The organism is Corynebacterium sp. UD i78, assembly GCF_056280545.1.
This window is the reverse complement of record NZ_JBWCED010000001.1, coordinates 271,093-288,709: the sequence shown is the minus strand read 5'-3', so window position 1 is coordinate 288,709 and position 17,617 is coordinate 271,093. Positions and strand designations below refer to the sequence as shown.

The following is a 17,617-nucleotide window of genomic DNA, read 5'->3' as shown; positions in this document are numbered from 1 at the left end:
GATCCCAGGAGAACCAGTGAAACTGTCCCGTACCCTTCCCGCCGCACTGCTGGGCGCGCTCCTCGCCCTCGGCATGACCGCCTGCAGCTCCGACGATGCCGATGACAATGCCACGGACACCACCGGCGCTACCACATCCGAGAGCGCGTCCTGGCCCGTCACCGTCGAGCACACCCTCGGGTCCTCGACCATCGACGAGAAGCCCGAGCGGATCGTCGTGCTGCACGAGGCCGGCATCGACCCCGTGCTCTCCCTCGGTCTCGAGCCGGTCGCCATGTTCGAGATCCAGGGTGGCGACGGGAGCATGCCGTGGCTGGAGGGAAAGATCGACTGGGCGGAGGACGCCGCCCTCACCGCCGACCGCACCGCCAACCCCGAGGCGATCGCGTCCTACGACCCCGACCTCGTCATTGTCGGCGATGTCTACACGGATGACGCCACATGGTCTGAACTCGAGAAGATCGCCCCGACCCTCGTCTACGACTGGCCCGCCGACGGTCCGGCGTGGCAGCCGATCCTCGACGGTGTCGCCGAGGCCACCGGACTGGAGGACAAGGCCGCCGAGGTCAAGGAGAAGTACAACGACCGGATCGCCGAGATCCGGGACAAGTTCCCCGGCATCGATGAACTGACCTACAACTCGGCGATGCTCAACCAGGGCCAGCTGGTCTACTCCACCAACTCCATGTTCGAGGACCTCGGCATGGTCCAGAACGAGAAGCAGCAGGCCGCCGGTGCCCGCGGCACGGTCTCCCTGGAGCGGCTCGACGAGCTCGACGGCGATGTCCTGGTCATCTACGACCCGACCGGCGAGAAGTCGCAGCTGGAGAACAACCCCCGGTTCGCCGCCCTGCCGTCGGTGAAGAACGGCGCACTGATCTGGCAGGACATGGCGCTCGGCTATGCGGTGACAACCGCGTCCGGCCCGATGAGCCTCGACTGGGCCGTCGAGCAGATCACTCCGGAGCTCACCGCTGCGGTGGAGTAGGAGCAGGACTTCTCCGTTGTCATGAGCAGACCCGATTCTGTCGATCCGACCGGACATAATCTACAGATCCGGGTCAGCTCCTGACAGGGAACACAGAACCGACGTCGAAGGACGGGCAGCCGGTCAGGGGCCAGCACATACAAGGGGTATCCGCGCATTGCCCACGTTGACGGCATCTACTATACGACCACTACAGAAGCATCTATCGACAAGATCCGCAGCGAAGTGCACAACGCGGACGAGCTCCGGGCCCACGCCGCCGAGATGCTGGTGTCCGCCGTCCGCACCGGACATGCAGCAGGTCTCAGCCGACGACAGATCGCGGACGCCATCGGCCGAAGCCAACCGGAGGTCTCCCGGTTACTCCGATTCCACAGCACCACCCCATCGGGCCAACGGCTCCAACGACGCCGTCCACAGGTCCTGGAGATCCTCAGAAGGGTGGGCGTGACCAACCCCCGGGTATTCGGCAGCGTCGCCCGCGGCGAGGACCACGAGGACTCCGACATTGAGCTGCTGGTGGACCTGCCTGAGGGGTTCGGGCTCTTCGATCTCTCCGCACGGCAAGTGGAGAGTTGGAGGCCCGATTGTTCGACGCCGACCGGGCGCGGATCTGGGCGACCCGGACTGACCGCTCCGCTACCCCTGCCGCGCCAGCTGCGCCAGTGTCTGCCCGGGGGTGGTGAGTGCCCGCAGCGTCCCGATCCCGGTGATGACCGCGGCAATGACCACCCCTGCGAGGATGACGTACATCAGCGCGAGCTGCGTGGCGACCGCCTCCAGCGGGTCCATGCCCGCCAGGATCAGACCCGTCATCGCGCCCGGCAGGAAGACGATACCCAGCGCCGCGGTCTGCTCGACCTGCGGCGAGATCGCGGTACGCAGCGCCGAACGCAGCAGCCGGGAGGACGCCCTGCGTACGCTCATCCCCAGCGCCAGCCCGGCCTCGACCTCGGCCCGCTGGTCGGAGGCGAACTCCGAGACCCTGGTCGTCGCGACCACACCGACCTTCATCGAGTTGCCGACGACCATCCCGGCCACCGGCACCAGAGCACGGCTGGTCAGCTCGAAGATCCCGAAGCCGAAGATGACGGCCAGCGAGGTCACAGCAATCGTTGTACAGGCGGTCATCGAGATAAGGAACAGACCCGGTACCCGCGGGGCGCGACGCGTCACCGTCACCGCCGCAAAGACGATGATGCCCACCGTCCACGCCCACGACCACCAGATCGACGTATCCGGGTCCACCAGCAGCACCAGGGCATAGCCGACGATGCCCATCTGCACCAGGGAGCGCACCACGGCGACGACGATCGGCCGGTTGAGCTTCAGGTGGAATCCACTGGTCACCGCCATGGCCACGGCGATGAAGATCAGCGAGACCGCCAGGCCGACCCAGCCGACGGCACCTCCGTCCCCGCTCATGCGGTCACCTGCCCGGCGTCGATCCGGATGGACCGGCCGGCGATCCGCTCGACCTGCGCCGGGTCGTGAGAGACCCAGAGCACCGAGAGGCCACGTCCTCCCTGTGCGTCCGGGGCGGCGAGCCGTCGGGCAAGTGATTCGAGGACGCTCGTGGCGTCCTCGTCGAGGGAGGAGGTGACCTCGTCAGCGAGCAGCACATCGGGCTCGGTCGCCAGGGCCCGGGCGAGGCAGAGCAGTTGTGACTCGCCGCCGGAGAGCGTGTCCGCCTCGCGGTGCAGGTAGGACGCCTCCAGTCCGACTTCGGCCAGCAGAGCCGTGGCGGCGTCCCCGTCGAGGGACCTGTCGGCGGCGCGCAGGTTGTCCAGGGCGGTGCCGGCGAAGACCGTAGGCCGCTGGAAGACCATTGCGACCCGCCGGCGCAGGGTCAGCGGGTCAAGGGAACCGGGGCCGGTCAACGGGGTCCCGCGGTAGAGGATGCGTCCGGAGGTGGGGGTCTCCAGCAGATTGCAGCAGCGCAGCAGTGTGGACTTGCCGGAGCCGGACGGTCCGGTCACCGCGGTGATGCCGCCGGTCGGGATGTCGAGGGTCACATGGTCGAGGATGGGGCGCCCGTCGCGGACCAGGGTGACGTTCCCGAAGGAGAACAACGGTTCGCTCATGACAGCTGGTCCCGCAGGTCGTCGAGCACCACGCCGGCCGCCGCGCTACGGTCCGGGTCGGACGCCGCGACCGCCAGCACCAGCGCCTCGAGCACCACCACGGTCGGGGCATAGCTGGGGCTGTACTCCGGATTGCCGCGCCCCACACCGAGCACCACCGCGCATCGCGGATCGACGGTGTGGACGCCTTCGCTGAGTTGGATGACCGGGATGTCGAGCGCCGCGGCCCGCGCATAGAGGACGCTGACCTCCACGGTGGCACGATCGTAGGACATGAGCACGACAACGTCACCGTCGGCAAGGGCGGCGAGTTCGTCGGCGAAGGCGCGTCCGCTCGACCCGGCGGCGACGGACTGTGCCCCGGCACGGCGGAACCGGTGGGCCGCGTAGTCGGCGATGGACCTGGCCGGGCCGAAACCGACGATGACTACTCGGCCGGCGGCTGCGATGACCTCGACGGCCCCGGCGAGGGCGTCCTGGCCGATGCGTTCCAGCAGGACGCCGACCGCGTCGGCGGACCCGGCGATGTGCCGGGTGACCTCGCTCTCCGGCTCGTACACGAGCGCCTGGATGGAACTCTCCATCCGGCCGGCCCGGGACAGCTCGACGGCGAGCTGTTCACGCAGGTCATCAAGGCCGTCGAAGCCGAGCTTGCGGACAGTGCGCACGACCGTGGCGTCGCTGGTGCGGGACGCCTCGGCGAGCTTCAGTGCGGAGAGGTAGCCGACACTGTGCGGATTGTCGGTCATGAATTCTGCGACGCGGACCTCCGCGGGAGTGAGTTCACTGCGGTGGGCGGCAATGCGGTCAACCAGTTGCATGTTGTGAACACTACAGGATTCGCCGAAGGATGTAGTGTGTGCTACACCACGGTGTACACCGTCCGGTCCCAGCCGAACCTCCCGGTCACAATGACAGTGACTCCGGCGTCCGCGAAAACCGTCGCCAGTTCCGTACCGGTGCGGAAGCCCGATCCCCAGGCAGCCAGGGAGAGGACGTCGTTCTCGGCGGCGTGCTCGTCGATGGTGCCGGAGATGTCGAAGGTGTCCTCCACGACCAGGACCTTTCCCGCTCCTGCTGCGAGGTGACGCAGCCGGTGGACCGCATCCGCGTCCGGCAGCTGGTTGAGGTCATGGATGAGGAGGACGGCGTCCGGGATCTCCCCCACCGGAGACGCCGGCAGTTGCCGACTGAAATCAATGTCATCACCTCCTGGCCCTTCCAGATGGAGGTGCCGATCCCCGAGGACATCGGTCCGATCCTCGTCCCGGGTGAAACGCCCATCGCCGCCTACAAGACCTGCCGCGATTCCGCCGTCTCACCGACCGTCGACTCATCGTCAGGGACGCGCAGGGCCTCCGCGGCAGGAAGAGCGAGATGTACTCCCTGCCATACCGCCATAACTCCTCGATCAACATGTGGTCCTCGGAGAACGCCGGCACACTGGATTCCACGGCAGAGCTGGAACTGTGGACCCGGGCCGGCAAGATCAAGACCGGTCCCGGTCGCGATGTGGATGTCCGGCGACTCGACCAGCTCATCGCGAATATCCTGCTCGGCAACCACTGACGCGGACGCTGGCCGCCGTCGGCCAGGGAGGAGGCCGCTTTCCGCAGCGTGAGCACCGCCTCGGCGTCCGCGATCTCGGTGAGCGCCTTGGCGAACAGGACCGTGTCCGCCGGCGCAGTCTCCTCGTGGACCGACTGCTCGACGATGCGTGCAGCACATCTGCGTCAGGCACGAATCACGGATTCTGTGGCACAGAATCGCGGATCTGTGCCTGCCACAGTTCTGAAGCCCTCCAGGTCGGGTGCTCCAGGTCGGACCAGGCTTCTGAACCGCCCAGGAGCACCCGACCCGCACCATTGACGCAGCGCACACACTGTCCCCTCCCGCTAACCATCTGTCACTTCAGGACAACACGTAGCGTCACCCACCCCGTAGTCTCAGTGACCGTGACCACACCTCCCCCTGGCGCCGCAGACGACACCGCCGACGCCGACACGAGTGCCCAGGCACCCCGGCCGCAGGACGCCTTCACCGACGAGACCCTGCGCAGCCACCTCTTCGGCATCCGCTGGCCACTGCTGCTCCAGGCCCCTGAGCACCAGCTCAAGAGCCCACCGATCCCCTATGACGAATACACCACGCCGGAACAGTTCACCCGGCGCGTCATCTTCGGTGCCACGAAGTACACGGTCCCCGGCGGCCTCCTGCTCGCGCTGAGTCAGCTGTGCTCCGCCGCCGTCCCGGTGAGCGCCGGCTTCGTCGTCGACAAGGCCATCGCCCACCACAGCCTCGGCGAGCTCATCACCTGGCTCATCGCCCTCACCGCAGCGGCCGTCGCCGCGTCCCTCTGCTTCCGTTTCGGCTCCCGCACCGGGTTCTACGGCATGCAGCAGGTCCAGCACCGGCTGCGCATGGACGTCACCGACCGCCTGCTCCACCCCGCCGGCATGAAGACCGACCACCTCGGCGGCGCGATGCTCTCCATCGCCACCGGAGACGTCTTCCGCCTCGCCGGCACCATGCAACTCTCCATCTACCCCGTCGGCGAACTCGCCGCCGTCGTGGCCTGCGCGGTCGCCCTCACCATAATCTCCTGGCCGCTCGGTCTGGCCCTCATCATCGGCGCCCCGGTGACGCTCTGGATCATGACGAAAGCCGGGCGTCCCCTGCAGAAACGCAGCCAGAGACAACAGGCCCTCGTAGCCCGGGCGACCGGCCAGGCCAGCGACATCATCACCGGCTACCGCGTCATCAAGGGCCTGCGCGCAGAGACCAACGCCGCGACGCGCTACGAGTCCGTCAGCGCCGACGCCCTCGACGGCGCGCTGAAGGCCCGCAACTCCCGAGCGCTGTACACGGGTTCGATGAACACCGTCACCGGTGTCTTCATCGCCGGGCTCAGCCTCGGTGCCGCATCCCTGGCACTCAACGGTCACCTCACCGTCGGCGAACTGATCTCCGTCGTCGGTCTGACACAGTTCCTCCTGGGACCCCTGACCGGCCTGCCGAACATGATCGGCGCGCCGTGGGCCACCGGCGTCGCCTCTGGCGGACGCGTCCTCGACCTACTGCGCACCCCCTACGCCGATGAGCACGCCACCACCGCGACCGCGCAGGACGCCACCTCCCTCACCGTCGGCGACCTCACCGTGGAACCCGGCGAGTGCGTCGGCGTCAACGCGGAAGGACGCCCCGCCCGCGAACTCATTGACCGTCTCGCCCACGGACGCGGCGTCCTGCTCGGGACAACGGCCGCGGAGCAGCTCGATATCGACGACTACAGGTCGCAGGTGCTCACGGCTCCACACACCGCCGACCTCTTCGACGGCACCGTCGCCGAAAACATCAATGTCCCCGGTGCCGAACCCGGGCGTATCCCCGGCGCGCTGCATGCCGCGGCCTGCGACGACATCCTCGAGGCACTTCCCCAGGGTGAGTACACCAGAGTCGGCGACGGTGGGACGCGCCTGTCCGGTGGACAACGTCAGCGCATCGCCCTGGCCAGGACATTGGCGGCCGACCCACCGGTCCTGGTGCTCCATGACCCGACGACGGCGGTGGACTCTGTCACGGGCGCCGCCGTCGCCCAGCGCGTCGCCCCGTTCCGTGCCGGACGCACCACCGTGATCGTCACCGCGTCCCGCACGATGCTCGCCTCCTGCGACCGGGTGGTGGAACTGTGAGCGCCGTGAAGAACAACACCGACGCCCGCCTGCCCATCGCCACCGGGAAGCGCACCGCCACGACCCTGTGGCGGGAACTGCGCGGACGCCGCGTCCTCCTGCTGATCTCCGCGGTCCTCGCCGCCGCCGGTGCGGGTCTGGAACTGGTGACCCCGGCGGTTCTCGGACGCATCGTCGACGATGTCGCCGGCGCCGCCGACGGGGACGGCACCACGTCACTCTGGCTCTACGGGCTGCTCATCTTCGGGTCCGCGGTCGGCGCGGCGGTCCTGGCCGTCCTCGGGATCCTCGTGGCGTCACGGGTGATGGAGCGTCTGCTGGCCACCCTGCGTGAGAAGCTCATCCGCTAGGCGCTGTCGATGCCGCAGCAGCGGGTCGAACGCTCCGGCACCGGCGACCTCATCTCCCGTGCCAGCGACGATGTCGCGCAGGTCTCCGAGGCACTCTCCCAGGTCGTGCCCTCGCTGACCAAGACCTTCTTCGCCATCGTGCTCACACTGGTCGGCGTCGCCGCACTCGACTGGCGCCTGGCACTGGTCATCGCCGTGGCGCTGCCGTTGTACTGGTGGACTGTGCAGTGGTACCTGCGACTCGCCCCGCCGATGTACGCCGCGGAGCGGGCGGCATTCGGCGACCGCGCCCACATCCTGCTGTCCTCGCTGCGGGGCTTGCCGACAGTGCTGGCCTTCCGGTTGTCGGGTCGCCATTCCGGGCGGATCGCGGAGGCGTCCTGGCAGGTCAACCGGTGGTCCCTGCGGGCGCGCACGGTGCAGACGATGTTCATGTGGCGGGTCGACGCGGCCTTCCTGGCGATGCTCACCGCGGTGCTGCTCATCGGGTACGTGCTGGTCGGTGACGTCTCCGGCGGAGGCACTCCCACCATCGGCGCGGTCACCACGGCGGTGCTGTTCTTCCTGCGTATCGAGGCACCGCTGGGCATGCTCATGCGCGAGATCGACGTGCTGCAGTCCGCGACGGCCTCGCTGGCGCGCATCATCGGGGTCACCGATCTTCCCGCGCAGGACGCCAGGGCGTTTTCCACCCCGACCTCGCCGGACGCCGGCGTCGTCCTCGGGGACGTGTCCTTCTCCTATGCCCCGGAGAATCCTGACGCGGGCGATGTCCTCCACGATGTCTCACTGACGCTGGCTCCCGGCGAGCATGTCGCGTTGGTCGGCACGTCCGGGGCGGGGAAGTCGACGGTCGCCGCACTGCTGGCGGGTATCCACCCGGTGACCACCGGAACACTGCAGGCGCCTGAGCGCACCATGCTGATCTCCCAGGAGACGCATGTCTTCGCCGGCACCCTGCGGGACAACCTGGTGCTCGGTGCGTCCGACCCGGCGGCCGTCCCCGACAGTGCCCTGACGGAGGCGCTGACAGTCACCGGTGCGGACGATCTGCTGGACCAGCTCCCGAAGGGTCTCGACACCCCGCTGGGCCTGCAGGGGGTGGACCTCACCGCCGCGCAGGCGCAGCATCTCGCGCTGACCCGGGTGCTGGTCGCCGACCCCGACCTGGTGATCCTCGACGAGGCGACGGCGGACGCCGGCTCCACCCATGCCGATGTCCTCGACCGGGCGTCCGCGGCGGTACTGGAAGGACGCACCGGGGTGGTCATCGCCCACCGGTTGAGCCAGGCGACGTCCTGTGACCGGATCGCCGTGATGGAGCACGGTCGGATCGTCGAGTGCGGGACGCAGGAGCAGCTCGTGGCCGCCGGTGGCCGGTACGCGACACTGTGGCGGGCGTGGGCGGCCTGAGAGCGACCGGCCCGTCCGGCATCCGACGCAACGGGTGAATCAGAATCACTACCATGTAACCGCAGGTAGTGAAGAACACAGCTCTCACTACATACTCTCTCATCACCCCCAAATCTCACCCCCGTTGCCGGTTCACAGGGAAGCGCTGTAACCCCTGCACGAACTGGGGCGACAGCGTTTCTCGGGCCATGTCGCGGTGAGGCGTCCCATATCTCTACTTAGGCTGCGCTTGGCATATGCTGCTCCCATTTGGCTAGGGTGCAGAAAGAGATTTCCGAACCTGACGTTCCGAGAGGACTCCCCCGTAAACATGCGCACCCTTTTCCGCGGCAACCGCCGCCGCCTGGCACCCGTCGCCCTGGCTGCCACCGCTTTCCTGGCGGCCGGCTCCCTCGTCGCCTGCTCCGACGATGACGACAGCAGCTCCGACGGAGACACCCGCACCGTCACCGACGCCCGCGGCGAGGTCGAGATCCCCGCCGACCCGGAGCGCGTCGCCGCCTTCGACAACCGCATCTTCCAGGTGCTCTCCGACTGGGACATCGACCTGGTCTCCGCCCCGGTCACCCTGATCCCGGACTCCATCACCAGGTACCACGAGGACACCGAGATCCACGACACCGGTTCCCACCGCGAGCCGAACCTCGAGGAGCTTGTCGCCGCCGACCCGGACCTCATCATCACCGGCTACCGCTACGCATCCCAGTACGACGAGATGAAGAAACTGCTCCCGGACACCCCGATCCTGGACCTCAGCTTCGACCAGGACCTCGAGAGTACCGACGAGGACGCCCCGGCGACCCAGTCCACCGAGGACACCCTCAAGGACATCACCAACCTGATGGGTGAGGTCTTCGACAAGGACGACGAGGCCGAGGATCTGGTCTCCGCCTTCGACGAGGCCAAGGACCGCGCCAAGGAGGCCTACAACTCCGACGAGACCGTCATGGGCCTGGTCACCTCCGGCGGCGACATCAACTACGCCGCCCCGTCCACCGGCCGCTCCGTGGGGCCGATCTTCGACATGCTGGATCTGACCCCGTCCTACGACCACGAGGGTTCCACCAACCACCAGGGTGACGACATCTCCGTCGAGGCCATCGCCGACTCCAGGCCGGACTGGATCATCGTCCTGGACCGTGACGCCGCCGTCTCCGCCGACGAGCCCGAGTACCACTCCGCCCAGGAGCTCATCGCCGACTCCGAGGCCCTGAAGAACGTCCCGGCCGTGCAGAACGACCAGATCATCCTGTTGCCGAACGACTTCTACACCACCGAGGACATCATCGCCTACACCGAGGTCCTCAACACCGTCGCCGATGCCTTCGAGGCTGCCGAGTAACTCCCGGCACCACGCCCGCCCCACGCCCGGCCTGCTGACCGACTCCCCCGAGTCAGTCCCGCTGGCCGGGCTTCGGCACGATTCAGGACAGGACCGACATGACCGTCGCAACCCCGGCCCCGCCGGAGGACGCACCACCGCGCAGAGTGTGGCGCACCACCTGGCCGATGCTCCTCGGCATTCTCTTCACCGCCGCGCTCCTCATCGCGTCACTCTTCACCGGCGTCTACAACATCACCGGTGGTGAGGACGGCTGGGACATGTTCTTCATCACCCGTGTCCCCCGCACGGTCGCACTGGCACTGGCCGGTGCGGCGATGGCCATGTGCGGGCTGGTGATGCAACTGCTCACCCAGAACAAGTTCGTCGAACCGACCACCACCGGCACCACCGAATGGGCCGGGCTGGGGCTGATCACGACGATGGTGCTCATTCCCGGTGCGTCCCTGACCACCCGGATGATCGGTGCGATCATCTTCTCCTTCGTCGGTACCGGCATCTTCTTCCTCTTCCTGCGCCAGGTCCGGTTGAAGTCCTCCCTCATCGTGCCCATCGTCGGCATGATGCTCGGCGCGGTCGTGGGCTCGGTCTCCACCTTCGTCGCCCTGAAGACCGACATGCTCCAACAGCTCAGCATCTGGTTCACCGGCTCGTTCACCGGCATCGTCCGTGGACGCTACGAGCTGCTCTACCTCGTGCTCATCGTCCTTGTGCTCATCTTCATCGTCGCCGACCGCTTCACCGTCGCCGGCCTCGGCAAGGACATCGCCACCAACGTCGGCCTCAACTACGGCCGCGTCCAGTTGCTCGGCATCGGCATGGTCGCCGTGGTCACCGGCACCGTCACCGTCGTCGTCGGCAGCCTGCCGTTCCTCGGTCTCATCGTCCCGAACATCATCTCGATGTTCCGCGGCGACAATCTGCGCTCCAACCTGCCCTGGGTCGTCATGCTCGGCATGTGGATCCTCATCCTCGCGGACATCTTCGCCCGCACCGTCATCGCCCCCTTCGAGGTCCCGGTGTCCCTGATCCTCGGCATCCTCGGTGCGGTCGTCTTCGTGTTCCTGCTCGTGAGAGGACGCCGCCATGCCAACTGACGTCACCACCTCCGCACCCCGCGCCACGCGGACCAGCGGCCCGTTCGCCACCACCGCCCAGCGCACGAAGTACATCGTGCTCGTCACAGTGCTGGTCGCCCTGGCCCTGCTGTTCACCGTCCTGCACATGACCTACGGCAACCCGGTCCCTTTCGGGGAGAAGGGATTCTGGCGGATCGTCAACCTGCGCCGGGACGCGCTGACCGCCATCGCCCTGGTGGCCCTCTGCCAGGCCTTCGCCACCGTGGCCTTCCACACCGCGACAAACAACCGGATCATCACCCCGTCGATCATGGGCTTCGAGTCCATCTACGTCGCGGTGCAGACCAGCGTCATCTTCTTCTTCGGTTCCGTCGGGCTGGCGACATTCGACGGCACCCCGGCCTTCCTTCTGCAGTCCGGGTTGATGGTGCTCTTCGCCGTCGCCCTGTTCAGCTGGCTGCTCTCCGGCAAATTCGGCAATATCCAGGTGATGCTGCTGGTCGGCATCGTCCTCGGCGGGGGCCTGCGCTCCTTGTCCACCTTCATGCAGCGACTGCTCGAACCCAATGAGTTCGACATCCTCACGGCCCGGACCTTCGGGAACATCGGCAACGCGAACACCGACAACTTCAGTATCGTCATCCCCGTCGTCCTCGTCGTCTGCATCCTGCTGTACCTGCGTAGTCGCCGGCTCAACGTCGTCGCCCTGGGCAACGACACCGCCAACAACCTCGGGGTGAACCACCGCCGGGAGCTGATGATCCTGCTGCTGCTCATCTCCATCCTCATGGCGATGACCACGTCCCTGGTCGGACCGATGACCTTCCTCGGCTTCCTGGTCGCCACCATCGCCTACCAGCTGACGGACACCTACGACCACCGGCTGATCTTCCCGGTCGCTGCACTGATCGGCTACGTCTTCCTCACCGGTTCCTATTTCATCATGCGGAACTTCTTCGACGCCGAGGGCGCCGTGACCATCATCATCGAGCTCATCGGAGGATCCGTGTTCCTCCTGTTCATCCTGCGGAAAGGCCGCCTGTGATCTCCTTCGACAATGTCTCCCGCTCCTACAGCGACGAGGTCACCATCGGCCCCGTCACCTTCGACATCCCCGCCGGTGGCGTCACCGCACTGGTGGGACCCAACGGTGCCGGCAAGTCCACCCTGCTGACCATGGTCGGACGCCTCCAGAAGCCGGACACCGGCACCATCACCGTCGCAGGGAAGGACGTGTTCAAGACCCCCTCCGGGGACGTGGCCAAGGAACTGTCCATCCTGCGTCAGGAGAACCACTTCGTCACCCGCCTGACCGTGCGTCAGCTCGTCGGCTTCGGACGCTACCCGCACTCGCACGGTCGCCTGAATCTCGAGGACGAGAAGCACATCACCGAGGCGATCGACTTCCTCAACCTCACCGAGCTGGAGAACCGGTACCTCGACCAGCTCTCCGGAGGACAGCGTCAGCGTGCCTATGTCGCCATGGTGCTGGCGCAGGACACCGACTACGTCCTGCTCGACGAGCCGCTGAACAACCTGGACATGAAGCACTCGGTCCAGATGATGAAGCAGCTGCGCCGGGCCTGCGACGAACTGGGACGCACCGTGGTCATCGTGCTCCACGACATCAACTTCGCCGCCCGCTACGCCGACCACATCTGCGCGATGGCCGACGGACAGGTGACCGTCTTCGGCACCCCGGACGAGGTCATCCGGGACGAGGTGCTCACCGGGATCTTCGGCACTCCGGTCAAGGTCCTGGAGACCGACGACGGCCCGCTCGCGAGCTACTTCTGAGCGGGTGCCCGACCTGGCACCGGACCGGTCACCGGACACGGCGTCCCTTCCCAGTGCAGAGGGGGTGAACGGCGTACGCTCGGTAGCATGAGCACACCTTCCCAGTCACCCGCCGGCACGCCCGCCGGGAACCCTGCCGCCGACCTCCTGGCGGCCCTTCAGAAGCGCGGTTTCCAGTTCCTCCTCTGGCGGGGCATCCTCGCCGTCCTCGTCGGCATCCTGCTGCTGATCTCCCCCTTCGGCTCCGCCACCGTCTTCGGCATCATCGTCGGTGCCTGGATGGTGGTCGACGGTCTGTCCACCGTCGGCCTGTCCTTCGACCTGAAGAAGCAGAACACCTCCTGGGGGTGGGTGCTGACCGACGGCATCATCCAGACCCTGTTCGGCCTGCTGGTCCTCCTGTTCCCGGTGACATGCGCCATCGTCAGTGCCTTCTTCGTCCTGGGATTCATGGCGATCGGCATGGTCCTGTCCGGTGTCGTGGAACTGGCCGCCCCGGTCGAGAACCGCAGCGGCTGGACCATCGCCGTGGGCATCGTCAACATCCTCTTCGGCGTCCTCCTCGGCGTCCTCGCCATCACGAACCCGGTGGACAATGTCGTCACCCTGTCCTGGTTGGCCGGTATCGCGGCCCTTGCCCTCGGTATCTCCCTCATCGTCTTCGCGGTGAAGCTGCGCAACCTCGACAAGTAGAGCGGACCACGGGGGACGGGGGTAGGTTCGGGGACTATGAGCGCAGCCGAGTCCCACGCACCACTGTCCCTGCTTGACTTCGCCACGGTCTACCGTGGCGAGACTCCGCGGGACGCCTTCCGCCGGTCCGTTGACCTGGCGCAGAAGGCTGAGGAGCTCGGTTACACCCGGGTCTGGTACTCCGAGCACCACAACATGACCTCCATCGCGTCCTCCTCCCCCGCGGTGCTCATCGCCCACGTCGCGGCGAAGACGGAGCGGATCCGGCTCGGCGCCGGCGGCGTCATGCTGCCGAACCACGCGCCCCTGGTCATCGCCGAGCAGTTCGGCACGCTCGCCGAGCTCTACCCGGATCGGATCGACCTGGGGCTGGGGCGCGCCCCGGGGACGGACGCCCGGACGGTCGCCGCTCTGCGCCGCTCCCCGCAGAATGCCGAGAACTTCCCCGAGGACGTGCTGGAACTGCAGGGCTACCTCGCCGGACGATCGAAGGTCCAGGGGGTGGAGGCGATCCCGGGGGCGGACACCAATGTCCCGCTGTACATCCTGGGCTCCTCGATGTTCGGTGCCACGCTCGCCGCGCAGCTCGGCCTGCCGTACTCCTTCGCCTCCCATTTCGCGCCGGACTCCCTGGTGCCCGCAGTGAAGGCCTACCGCGAGTACTTCCAGCCCTCGGAGCTCTGCCCGGAGCCCTATGTCATCGCCGCGGTGAATGTCACCGCCGCTGCCACGGAGGCGGAGGCGGTGCGGCAGAGCGAGATCGTGCGTCGTCGGCGCGTGGAGTCCATGGCGCTGCGGGGACGCCAGGTCGGTGAGGAGGACCTCGACCTGCTCATGTCCTCGCCGGCGGCGGAGATGATCCTGTCGATGCTGCGGTACCACGCGGTCGGCACCGGTGAGCAGGTCGCCGAGTACCTCGAGGGCTTCACCCGCCACGCGGACGCCGATGAGCTGATGATCTCGCTGCAGTCCCCCACCACAGCCGAATCGCTGGAATCCATGTCGATCCTGGCGGACGCCTGGGGGATGCGCTAACTGACGGTCTTCACCCCGATGACGCCGCCGATGATCACGACAAGGAAGAAGACCTTGGCCACGCTGAGGTGCTCATCGCCGAGCAGTGCGGCGACGCCCACCGTGGCGACGGCCCCGATCCCGACCCACACGGCATAGGACGTGCCGGTGGGCAGGTAGCGCATCGCCCAGGCCAGACCGGTCATCGAGACCGCCAGACCGACGGTGAAGACGCCGATGTTCCGCACATCGCCCCAGCCGCTGACCCGGCCCAGTGCCGTCGCCCACACGGCCTCGAACAGACCTGACACCACCAACACGAACCACGCCATACCAGTCCACTCTCCGTTAACTTCGTTTCCTGAAAAACGTCAGTAGGGGAAGCGTATCCTGGCAGCCATGGTTTCGCAGAGTGAGCAGGTCGACGACTTCCGGACCGTGTTCCGGCACCACCCGGCAGGAGTCGTCCTCATCACCGCCACCGTCGAGGATCAGCCGGTCGGACTGATCCTGTCGAGCCTGTCCTCCCTGGCGATCGACCCGATGGCGGTCTCCTTCTCACTGGCCAAGTCCACCGGCCGGCCCGGTCAGATCCTCAAGGCCGAGAGTTGCCTGGTGCACTTCCTCGGACCCGACGAGGTCGACATTGCCCGCGAGTTCGCCGCCTGGGACGGACGTCACTTCACCGACGAGCAGGGATGGACCACCGCCCCGACCGGTGAACCCCTGCTCGCCGGCGCGCCGGCAGTGCTGCGCATCAGGCCGGTCGGCACTGTCCCGGTCGGCCCGGCGACACTGGTGGCCGCTGAGGTGGTCGAGGTGACGGCGTCCCCCGAGATGCTCGCCGGCGCCCTACCCCGTCTGTTCTACGTGGACCGGACCTTCTACCTGCGCCCGTCCGGCACGCCGGAGCCCTCCGCCCCGGACGAGGGCTGACCCCTGCTCCTGCGGTCCAGTCCCCGGCGTTCCAACCCCGGGTGTTCTACCCCTCGGTGTTACCGGCGGACCAGGTCTCCCACGGGATGTTCCAGTCGCCGAGACCGTCGGAGCCGTTGAGGGTCTCCCCACCGGTGTTCTTCACGGTGACGATGTCGCCACGCTTGAAGTTCTCGTAGACCCACTGGGCGTCCGCCATCGACAGGTTCAGGCAGCCGTGGGAGGTGTCCGTGTTGCCCTGGGCCCAGACAGACCACGGGGCGGCGTGGAGGTAGATGCCGGAGTAGGACATCTGCGTCGCGTAGGAGACGTCGGTCTGGTAGCCACCGGCGTCCAGGGCGAGGCCGTAGGTGGTGGAGTCCATCATCAGCGTGTCGTACTGGTCACCGATGGTGTAGACGCCGACCGGGGTCTCGTGGCCGGGCATGCCCATCGAGGTCGGCATGGTCTTGATGACCTCGCCGTTCTTCTTCACGACGACCTGCTTGGTGTTGTCGTCGGCCTCGGCACGGAGATCGTCACCGATGGTGAAATCCGCCTCGCGGTCCTGCTGGCCGTACATGCCGTCGCCGAGGTCCTTACCGAACAGATCAGCCTTGACGTGGACCTCGGTACCCGGGGTCCAGTAGTCCTTCGGACGCCAGCGGACCTCCTGGGAGGTGATCCAGTAGAACGCGCCCTCGACCTTCGGCTCGGTCTCGACGGTGATGGCGTCCTCGATGGCCTTGCGGTCCGAGGGCACCTCGTCGAAGCGCAGCGAGATGGTCTGACCGACACCGACGGTGGCGCCGTCGAGCGGCGACATCGCACCGTCGGTGAGCAGGTTCGGGCTGAAGCTGGTGAAGCTCTGGTTGAGCTTCTCCTTGCCGGCCTTCGCCGCCAGCGTGTAGTTGCTGGAGTACTCCAGGTGGTCGGTGGAGGTCCACTCGGTCCTGTCGTCGTTGAACTCACCCTCGATCTCGGTCCCGTAGCCGTCGGTCAGCGAGACCGAGTCGATCCCGTCAGAGTCGGTGACGGTGATGGGCTTGTCGACCTTCACACCCGTGGCGTTGTCCTTGACGCTCGCCGCGAGTTCACTGTCGATCTCCTCCGCGGAGGTGGTCTCCGACGCAGCGTGTTCGGTGTCGTCGTCATCGTCATTGTCGATGGTGCACGCCGCGGTCGCCAGAAGGGTGACCGCGCCTGCGGCAGCGAAGATGGACCGCAAGGACCGCACAGAACGGCCCGGAAGGAACTGCATGGGAGTAAGACATCACTTTCGTCGTGTGGTGAACGGGGTCAGCCGGCGTGGTGGGAACATTCCTGCCCGTCGCTACCCGACAACTTTAGCCACCGGACTCCCGCCGACGAACCCGAAACGACGGCTTCGCGAAATTGTGTCCCAATCGTTACCGTGCGTGCGATTCATCGCGCTCACCTCCGCACCCCGCCTGTCCACCGACTGTCCACCGACTGTCCACCGACTGTCCGACGCACGGCGACACCACCCCGACAACCTCACGTGAACAGCGAGTTTGCCGGTGCGCGTACCGGTGCCCTATAGTTCTACCTCGTTGCACAGAGCAACCGAGCATGCGTCATTAGCTCAATTGGCAGAGCAGCTGACTCTTAATCAGCGGGTTCGGGGTTCGAGTCCCTGATGACGCACAACACACCCCCGACCGGGTTCGTCCGGTCGGGGGTTTCGCGTTGCCGGATTCCGGGCGTACACGATCATGACGTTTCCAGGCTCAGCGTTGTGCCGGTCTCCCCGAAACGTGATGATCGTGTACGCCCTCAGTCCGGCGGGGGCGACAGATCCCGGGGATCACCGCCGGGTCTGCAGCATCGCGACCAACGGGCCGAGCACCCAGTTCACCAGGGCCATGAGAATCGCACCCCAGAACGCCGCGCCGAAGGTGTGCACCACCAGTCCCATCCCCAGTGCCTCGGTCACCGTGGCCGCGAGGATGAAGACCACCGCGTTGATGACCAGGGCGAACAGCCCGAGCGTCAGAATCGACACCGGCAACCCGATGAGGTGCAGCACCGGGCGCACCGTCATATTGAGCAGCAGAATCACCAGGCCGGACAGCAGGTAGACGATGACGCGGTCATTCGAGCCGTCACCGACCAACGGGGACGACGGGGTGAGCACGTCCACCCCTCCGACGACATTGACCACGACCCACAGGGCCACGGCTGTTCCGGCCGCCCGGACGAGAAGGTTCCACAGTGTTCCGATCACAC

At 66.9% G+C, this 17,617-nt stretch carries 18 protein-coding genes, 1 tRNA gene and 2 pseudogenes; 14 read left to right on the top strand and 7 right to left on the bottom strand.

Going from position 1 to position 17,617, the window contains the following annotated elements; genetic code table 11:
* Positions 1-16: 16 nt before the first annotated feature.
* Positions 17-988 carry an iron-siderophore ABC transporter substrate-binding protein gene (locus tag ACZ9GM_RS01370; RefSeq protein ID WP_476037072.1) on the top strand — a complete coding sequence of 324 codons (972 nt, stop codon included), beginning with the start codon at positions 17-19 and terminating at the stop codon, positions 986-988.
* Positions 989-1,252: 264 nt separating this feature from the next.
* A pseudogene (locus tag ACZ9GM_RS01365) lies at positions 1,253-1,519 on the top strand (nucleotidyltransferase family protein); the annotation flags it as partial.
* Positions 1,520-1,627: 108 nt separating this feature from the next.
* Here ACZ9GM_RS01365 and ACZ9GM_RS01360 read toward each other — a convergent pair.
* The 4 genes from ACZ9GM_RS01360 to ACZ9GM_RS01345 are packed head-to-tail and all read right to left on the bottom strand — an operon-like array spanning position 1,628 to position 4,240.
* Positions 1,628-2,413 (bottom strand): ABC transporter permease, encoded by a 786-nt coding sequence (locus tag ACZ9GM_RS01360; RefSeq protein WP_291474233.1) that lies wholly within the window; start codon positions 2,411-2,413, stop codon positions 1,628-1,630.
* Entirely contained in the window at positions 2,410-3,072 is a 663-nt protein-coding gene (locus ACZ9GM_RS01355; RefSeq protein WP_291474232.1) for an ABC transporter ATP-binding protein, read from the bottom strand. The genes ACZ9GM_RS01360 and ACZ9GM_RS01355 overlap by 4 nt, the downstream gene beginning before the upstream one ends.
* The gene (locus tag ACZ9GM_RS01350; protein ID WP_476037071.1) at positions 3,069-3,893 is read right to left on the bottom strand and encodes a MurR/RpiR family transcriptional regulator; all 825 of its coding nucleotides are present in this window, start codon (positions 3,891-3,893) and stop codon (positions 3,069-3,071) included. Before ACZ9GM_RS01350 ends, ACZ9GM_RS01355 begins: the two co-directional genes overlap by 4 nt.
* A gap of 41 nt (positions 3,894-3,934) precedes the next feature.
* Entirely contained in the window at positions 3,935-4,240 is a 306-nt protein-coding gene (locus ACZ9GM_RS01345; protein ID WP_291474230.1) for a hypothetical protein, read from the bottom strand.
* Between the two features lie 57 nt (positions 4,241-4,297).
* Between ACZ9GM_RS01345 and ACZ9GM_RS01340 the strand changes: the two are divergent.
* The 10 genes and pseudogenes from ACZ9GM_RS01340 (at position 4,298) to ACZ9GM_RS01295 (ending at position 14,473) form a co-directional block, all read left to right on the top strand.
* Positions 4,298-4,641 (top strand): annotated as a pseudogene (locus tag ACZ9GM_RS01340) (PH domain-containing protein).
* A gap of 386 nt (positions 4,642-5,027) precedes the next feature.
* Complete coding sequence (locus ACZ9GM_RS01335) at positions 5,028-6,764, top strand: ABC transporter ATP-binding protein (protein WP_291474229.1); 1,737 nt, start codon at positions 5,028-5,030, stop codon at positions 6,762-6,764.
* A gap of 5 nt (positions 6,765-6,769) precedes the next feature.
* Positions 6,770-7,114 carry an ABC transporter transmembrane domain-containing protein gene (locus ACZ9GM_RS01330; protein ID WP_291474228.1) on the top strand — a complete coding sequence of 115 codons (345 nt, stop codon included), beginning with the start codon at positions 6,770-6,772 and terminating at the stop codon, positions 7,112-7,114.
* 9 nt (positions 7,115-7,123) lie between these two features.
* Positions 7,124-8,527, top strand: a complete 1,404-nt coding sequence (locus ACZ9GM_RS01325) for an ABC transporter ATP-binding protein (RefSeq protein ID WP_291474227.1) — start codon at positions 7,124-7,126, stop codon at positions 8,525-8,527.
* A 310-nt stretch (positions 8,528-8,837) separates the two neighbouring features.
* Positions 8,838-9,869 (top strand): siderophore ABC transporter substrate-binding protein, encoded by a 1,032-nt coding sequence (locus tag ACZ9GM_RS01320; RefSeq protein ID WP_476037070.1) that lies wholly within the window; start codon positions 8,838-8,840, stop codon positions 9,867-9,869.
* 98 nt (positions 9,870-9,967) lie between these two features.
* The gene (locus tag ACZ9GM_RS01315; protein ID WP_476037069.1) at positions 9,968-10,966 is read left to right on the top strand and encodes an ABC transporter permease; all 999 of its coding nucleotides are present in this window, start codon (positions 9,968-9,970) and stop codon (positions 10,964-10,966) included.
* Positions 10,956-11,993, top strand: coding sequence for an iron chelate uptake ABC transporter family permease subunit (locus ACZ9GM_RS01310; protein WP_476037068.1), 1,038 nt, complete (start codon positions 10,956-10,958; stop codon positions 11,991-11,993). Before ACZ9GM_RS01315 ends, ACZ9GM_RS01310 begins: the two co-directional genes overlap by 11 nt.
* Positions 11,990-12,745 (top strand): iron ABC transporter ATP-binding protein, encoded by a 756-nt coding sequence (locus tag ACZ9GM_RS01305; RefSeq protein WP_291474224.1) that lies wholly within the window; start codon positions 11,990-11,992, stop codon positions 12,743-12,745. The genes ACZ9GM_RS01310 and ACZ9GM_RS01305 overlap by 4 nt, the downstream gene beginning before the upstream one ends.
* Before the next feature lie 87 nt (positions 12,746-12,832).
* Positions 12,833-13,438, top strand: a complete 606-nt coding sequence (locus tag ACZ9GM_RS01300; protein ID WP_476037067.1) for an HdeD family acid-resistance protein — start codon at positions 12,833-12,835, stop codon at positions 13,436-13,438.
* A 36-nt stretch (positions 13,439-13,474) separates the two neighbouring features.
* On the top strand, positions 13,475-14,473 hold the full coding sequence (locus ACZ9GM_RS01295; RefSeq protein WP_476037066.1) for an LLM class flavin-dependent oxidoreductase: 999 nt from the start codon (positions 13,475-13,477) through the stop codon (positions 14,471-14,473).
* On the opposite strand, the gene ACZ9GM_RS01290 is transcribed toward ACZ9GM_RS01295, so the two are convergent.
* Positions 14,470-14,784 (bottom strand): DMT family transporter, encoded by a 315-nt coding sequence (locus tag ACZ9GM_RS01290; RefSeq protein WP_476037065.1) that lies wholly within the window; start codon positions 14,782-14,784, stop codon positions 14,470-14,472. The two genes, ACZ9GM_RS01295 and ACZ9GM_RS01290, sit on opposite strands and share 4 nt — an antisense overlap.
* A gap of 67 nt (positions 14,785-14,851) precedes the next feature.
* Here ACZ9GM_RS01290 and ACZ9GM_RS01285 point away from each other — a divergent pair, with 67 nt between their 5' ends.
* Positions 14,852-15,388, top strand: a complete 537-nt coding sequence (locus ACZ9GM_RS01285) for a flavin reductase family protein (protein WP_291474220.1) — start codon at positions 14,852-14,854, stop codon at positions 15,386-15,388.
* Between the two features lie 46 nt (positions 15,389-15,434).
* Here the strand turns inward: ACZ9GM_RS01285 and ACZ9GM_RS01280 are convergent, their stop codons facing one another.
* A complete protein-coding gene (locus tag ACZ9GM_RS01280) occupies positions 15,435-16,628 on the bottom strand; it encodes a L,D-transpeptidase (RefSeq protein WP_291474219.1) in 1,194 nt (397 codons plus the stop codon).
* 334 nt (positions 16,629-16,962) lie between these two features.
* Here ACZ9GM_RS01280 and ACZ9GM_RS01275 point away from each other — a divergent pair.
* A tRNA-Lys gene (locus ACZ9GM_RS01275) sits at positions 16,963-17,035 on the top strand.
* Between the two features lie 160 nt (positions 17,036-17,195).
* On the opposite strand, the gene ACZ9GM_RS01270 is transcribed toward ACZ9GM_RS01275, so the two are convergent.
* Positions 17,196-17,615 carry a phage holin family protein gene (locus tag ACZ9GM_RS01270; protein ID WP_291474218.1) on the bottom strand — a complete coding sequence of 140 codons (420 nt, stop codon included), beginning with the start codon at positions 17,613-17,615 and terminating at the stop codon, positions 17,196-17,198.
* Positions 17,616-17,617: the final 2 nt, after the last annotated feature.

Bases quoted from the DNA above. Each gene is read 5' to 3' on its own strand.
- ACZ9GM_RS01360 (WP_291474233.1), bottom strand. From the start codon at position 2,413: ATGAGCGGGGACGGAGGTGCCGTCGGCTGGGTCGGCCTGGCGGTCTCG.
- ACZ9GM_RS01355 (WP_291474232.1), bottom strand. From the start codon at position 3,072: ATGAGCGAACCGTTGTTCTCCTTCGGGAACGTCACCCTGGTCCGCGAC.
- ACZ9GM_RS01350 (WP_476037071.1), bottom strand. From the start codon at position 3,893: ATGCAACTGGTTGACCGCATTGCCGCCCACCGCAGTGAACTCACTCCC.
- ACZ9GM_RS01325 (WP_291474227.1), top strand. From the start codon at position 7,124: ATGCCGCAGCAGCGGGTCGAACGCTCCGGCACCGGCGACCTCATCTCC.
- ACZ9GM_RS01320 (WP_476037070.1), top strand. From the start codon at position 8,838: ATGCGCACCCTTTTCCGCGGCAACCGCCGCCGCCTGGCACCCGTCGCC.
- ACZ9GM_RS01315 (WP_476037069.1), top strand. From the start codon at position 9,968: ATGACCGTCGCAACCCCGGCCCCGCCGGAGGACGCACCACCGCGCAGA.
- ACZ9GM_RS01310 (WP_476037068.1), top strand. From the start codon at position 10,956: ATGCCAACTGACGTCACCACCTCCGCACCCCGCGCCACGCGGACCAGC.
- ACZ9GM_RS01300 (WP_476037067.1), top strand. From the start codon at position 12,833: ATGAGCACACCTTCCCAGTCACCCGCCGGCACGCCCGCCGGGAACCCT.
- ACZ9GM_RS01295 (WP_476037066.1), top strand. From the start codon at position 13,475: ATGAGCGCAGCCGAGTCCCACGCACCACTGTCCCTGCTTGACTTCGCC.
- ACZ9GM_RS01290 (WP_476037065.1), bottom strand. From the start codon at position 14,784: ATGGCGTGGTTCGTGTTGGTGGTGTCAGGTCTGTTCGAGGCCGTGTGG.
- ACZ9GM_RS01285 (WP_291474220.1), top strand. From the start codon at position 14,852: ATGGTTTCGCAGAGTGAGCAGGTCGACGACTTCCGGACCGTGTTCCGG.
- ACZ9GM_RS01280 (WP_291474219.1), bottom strand. From the start codon at position 16,628: ATGCAGTTCCTTCCGGGCCGTTCTGTGCGGTCCTTGCGGTCCATCTTC.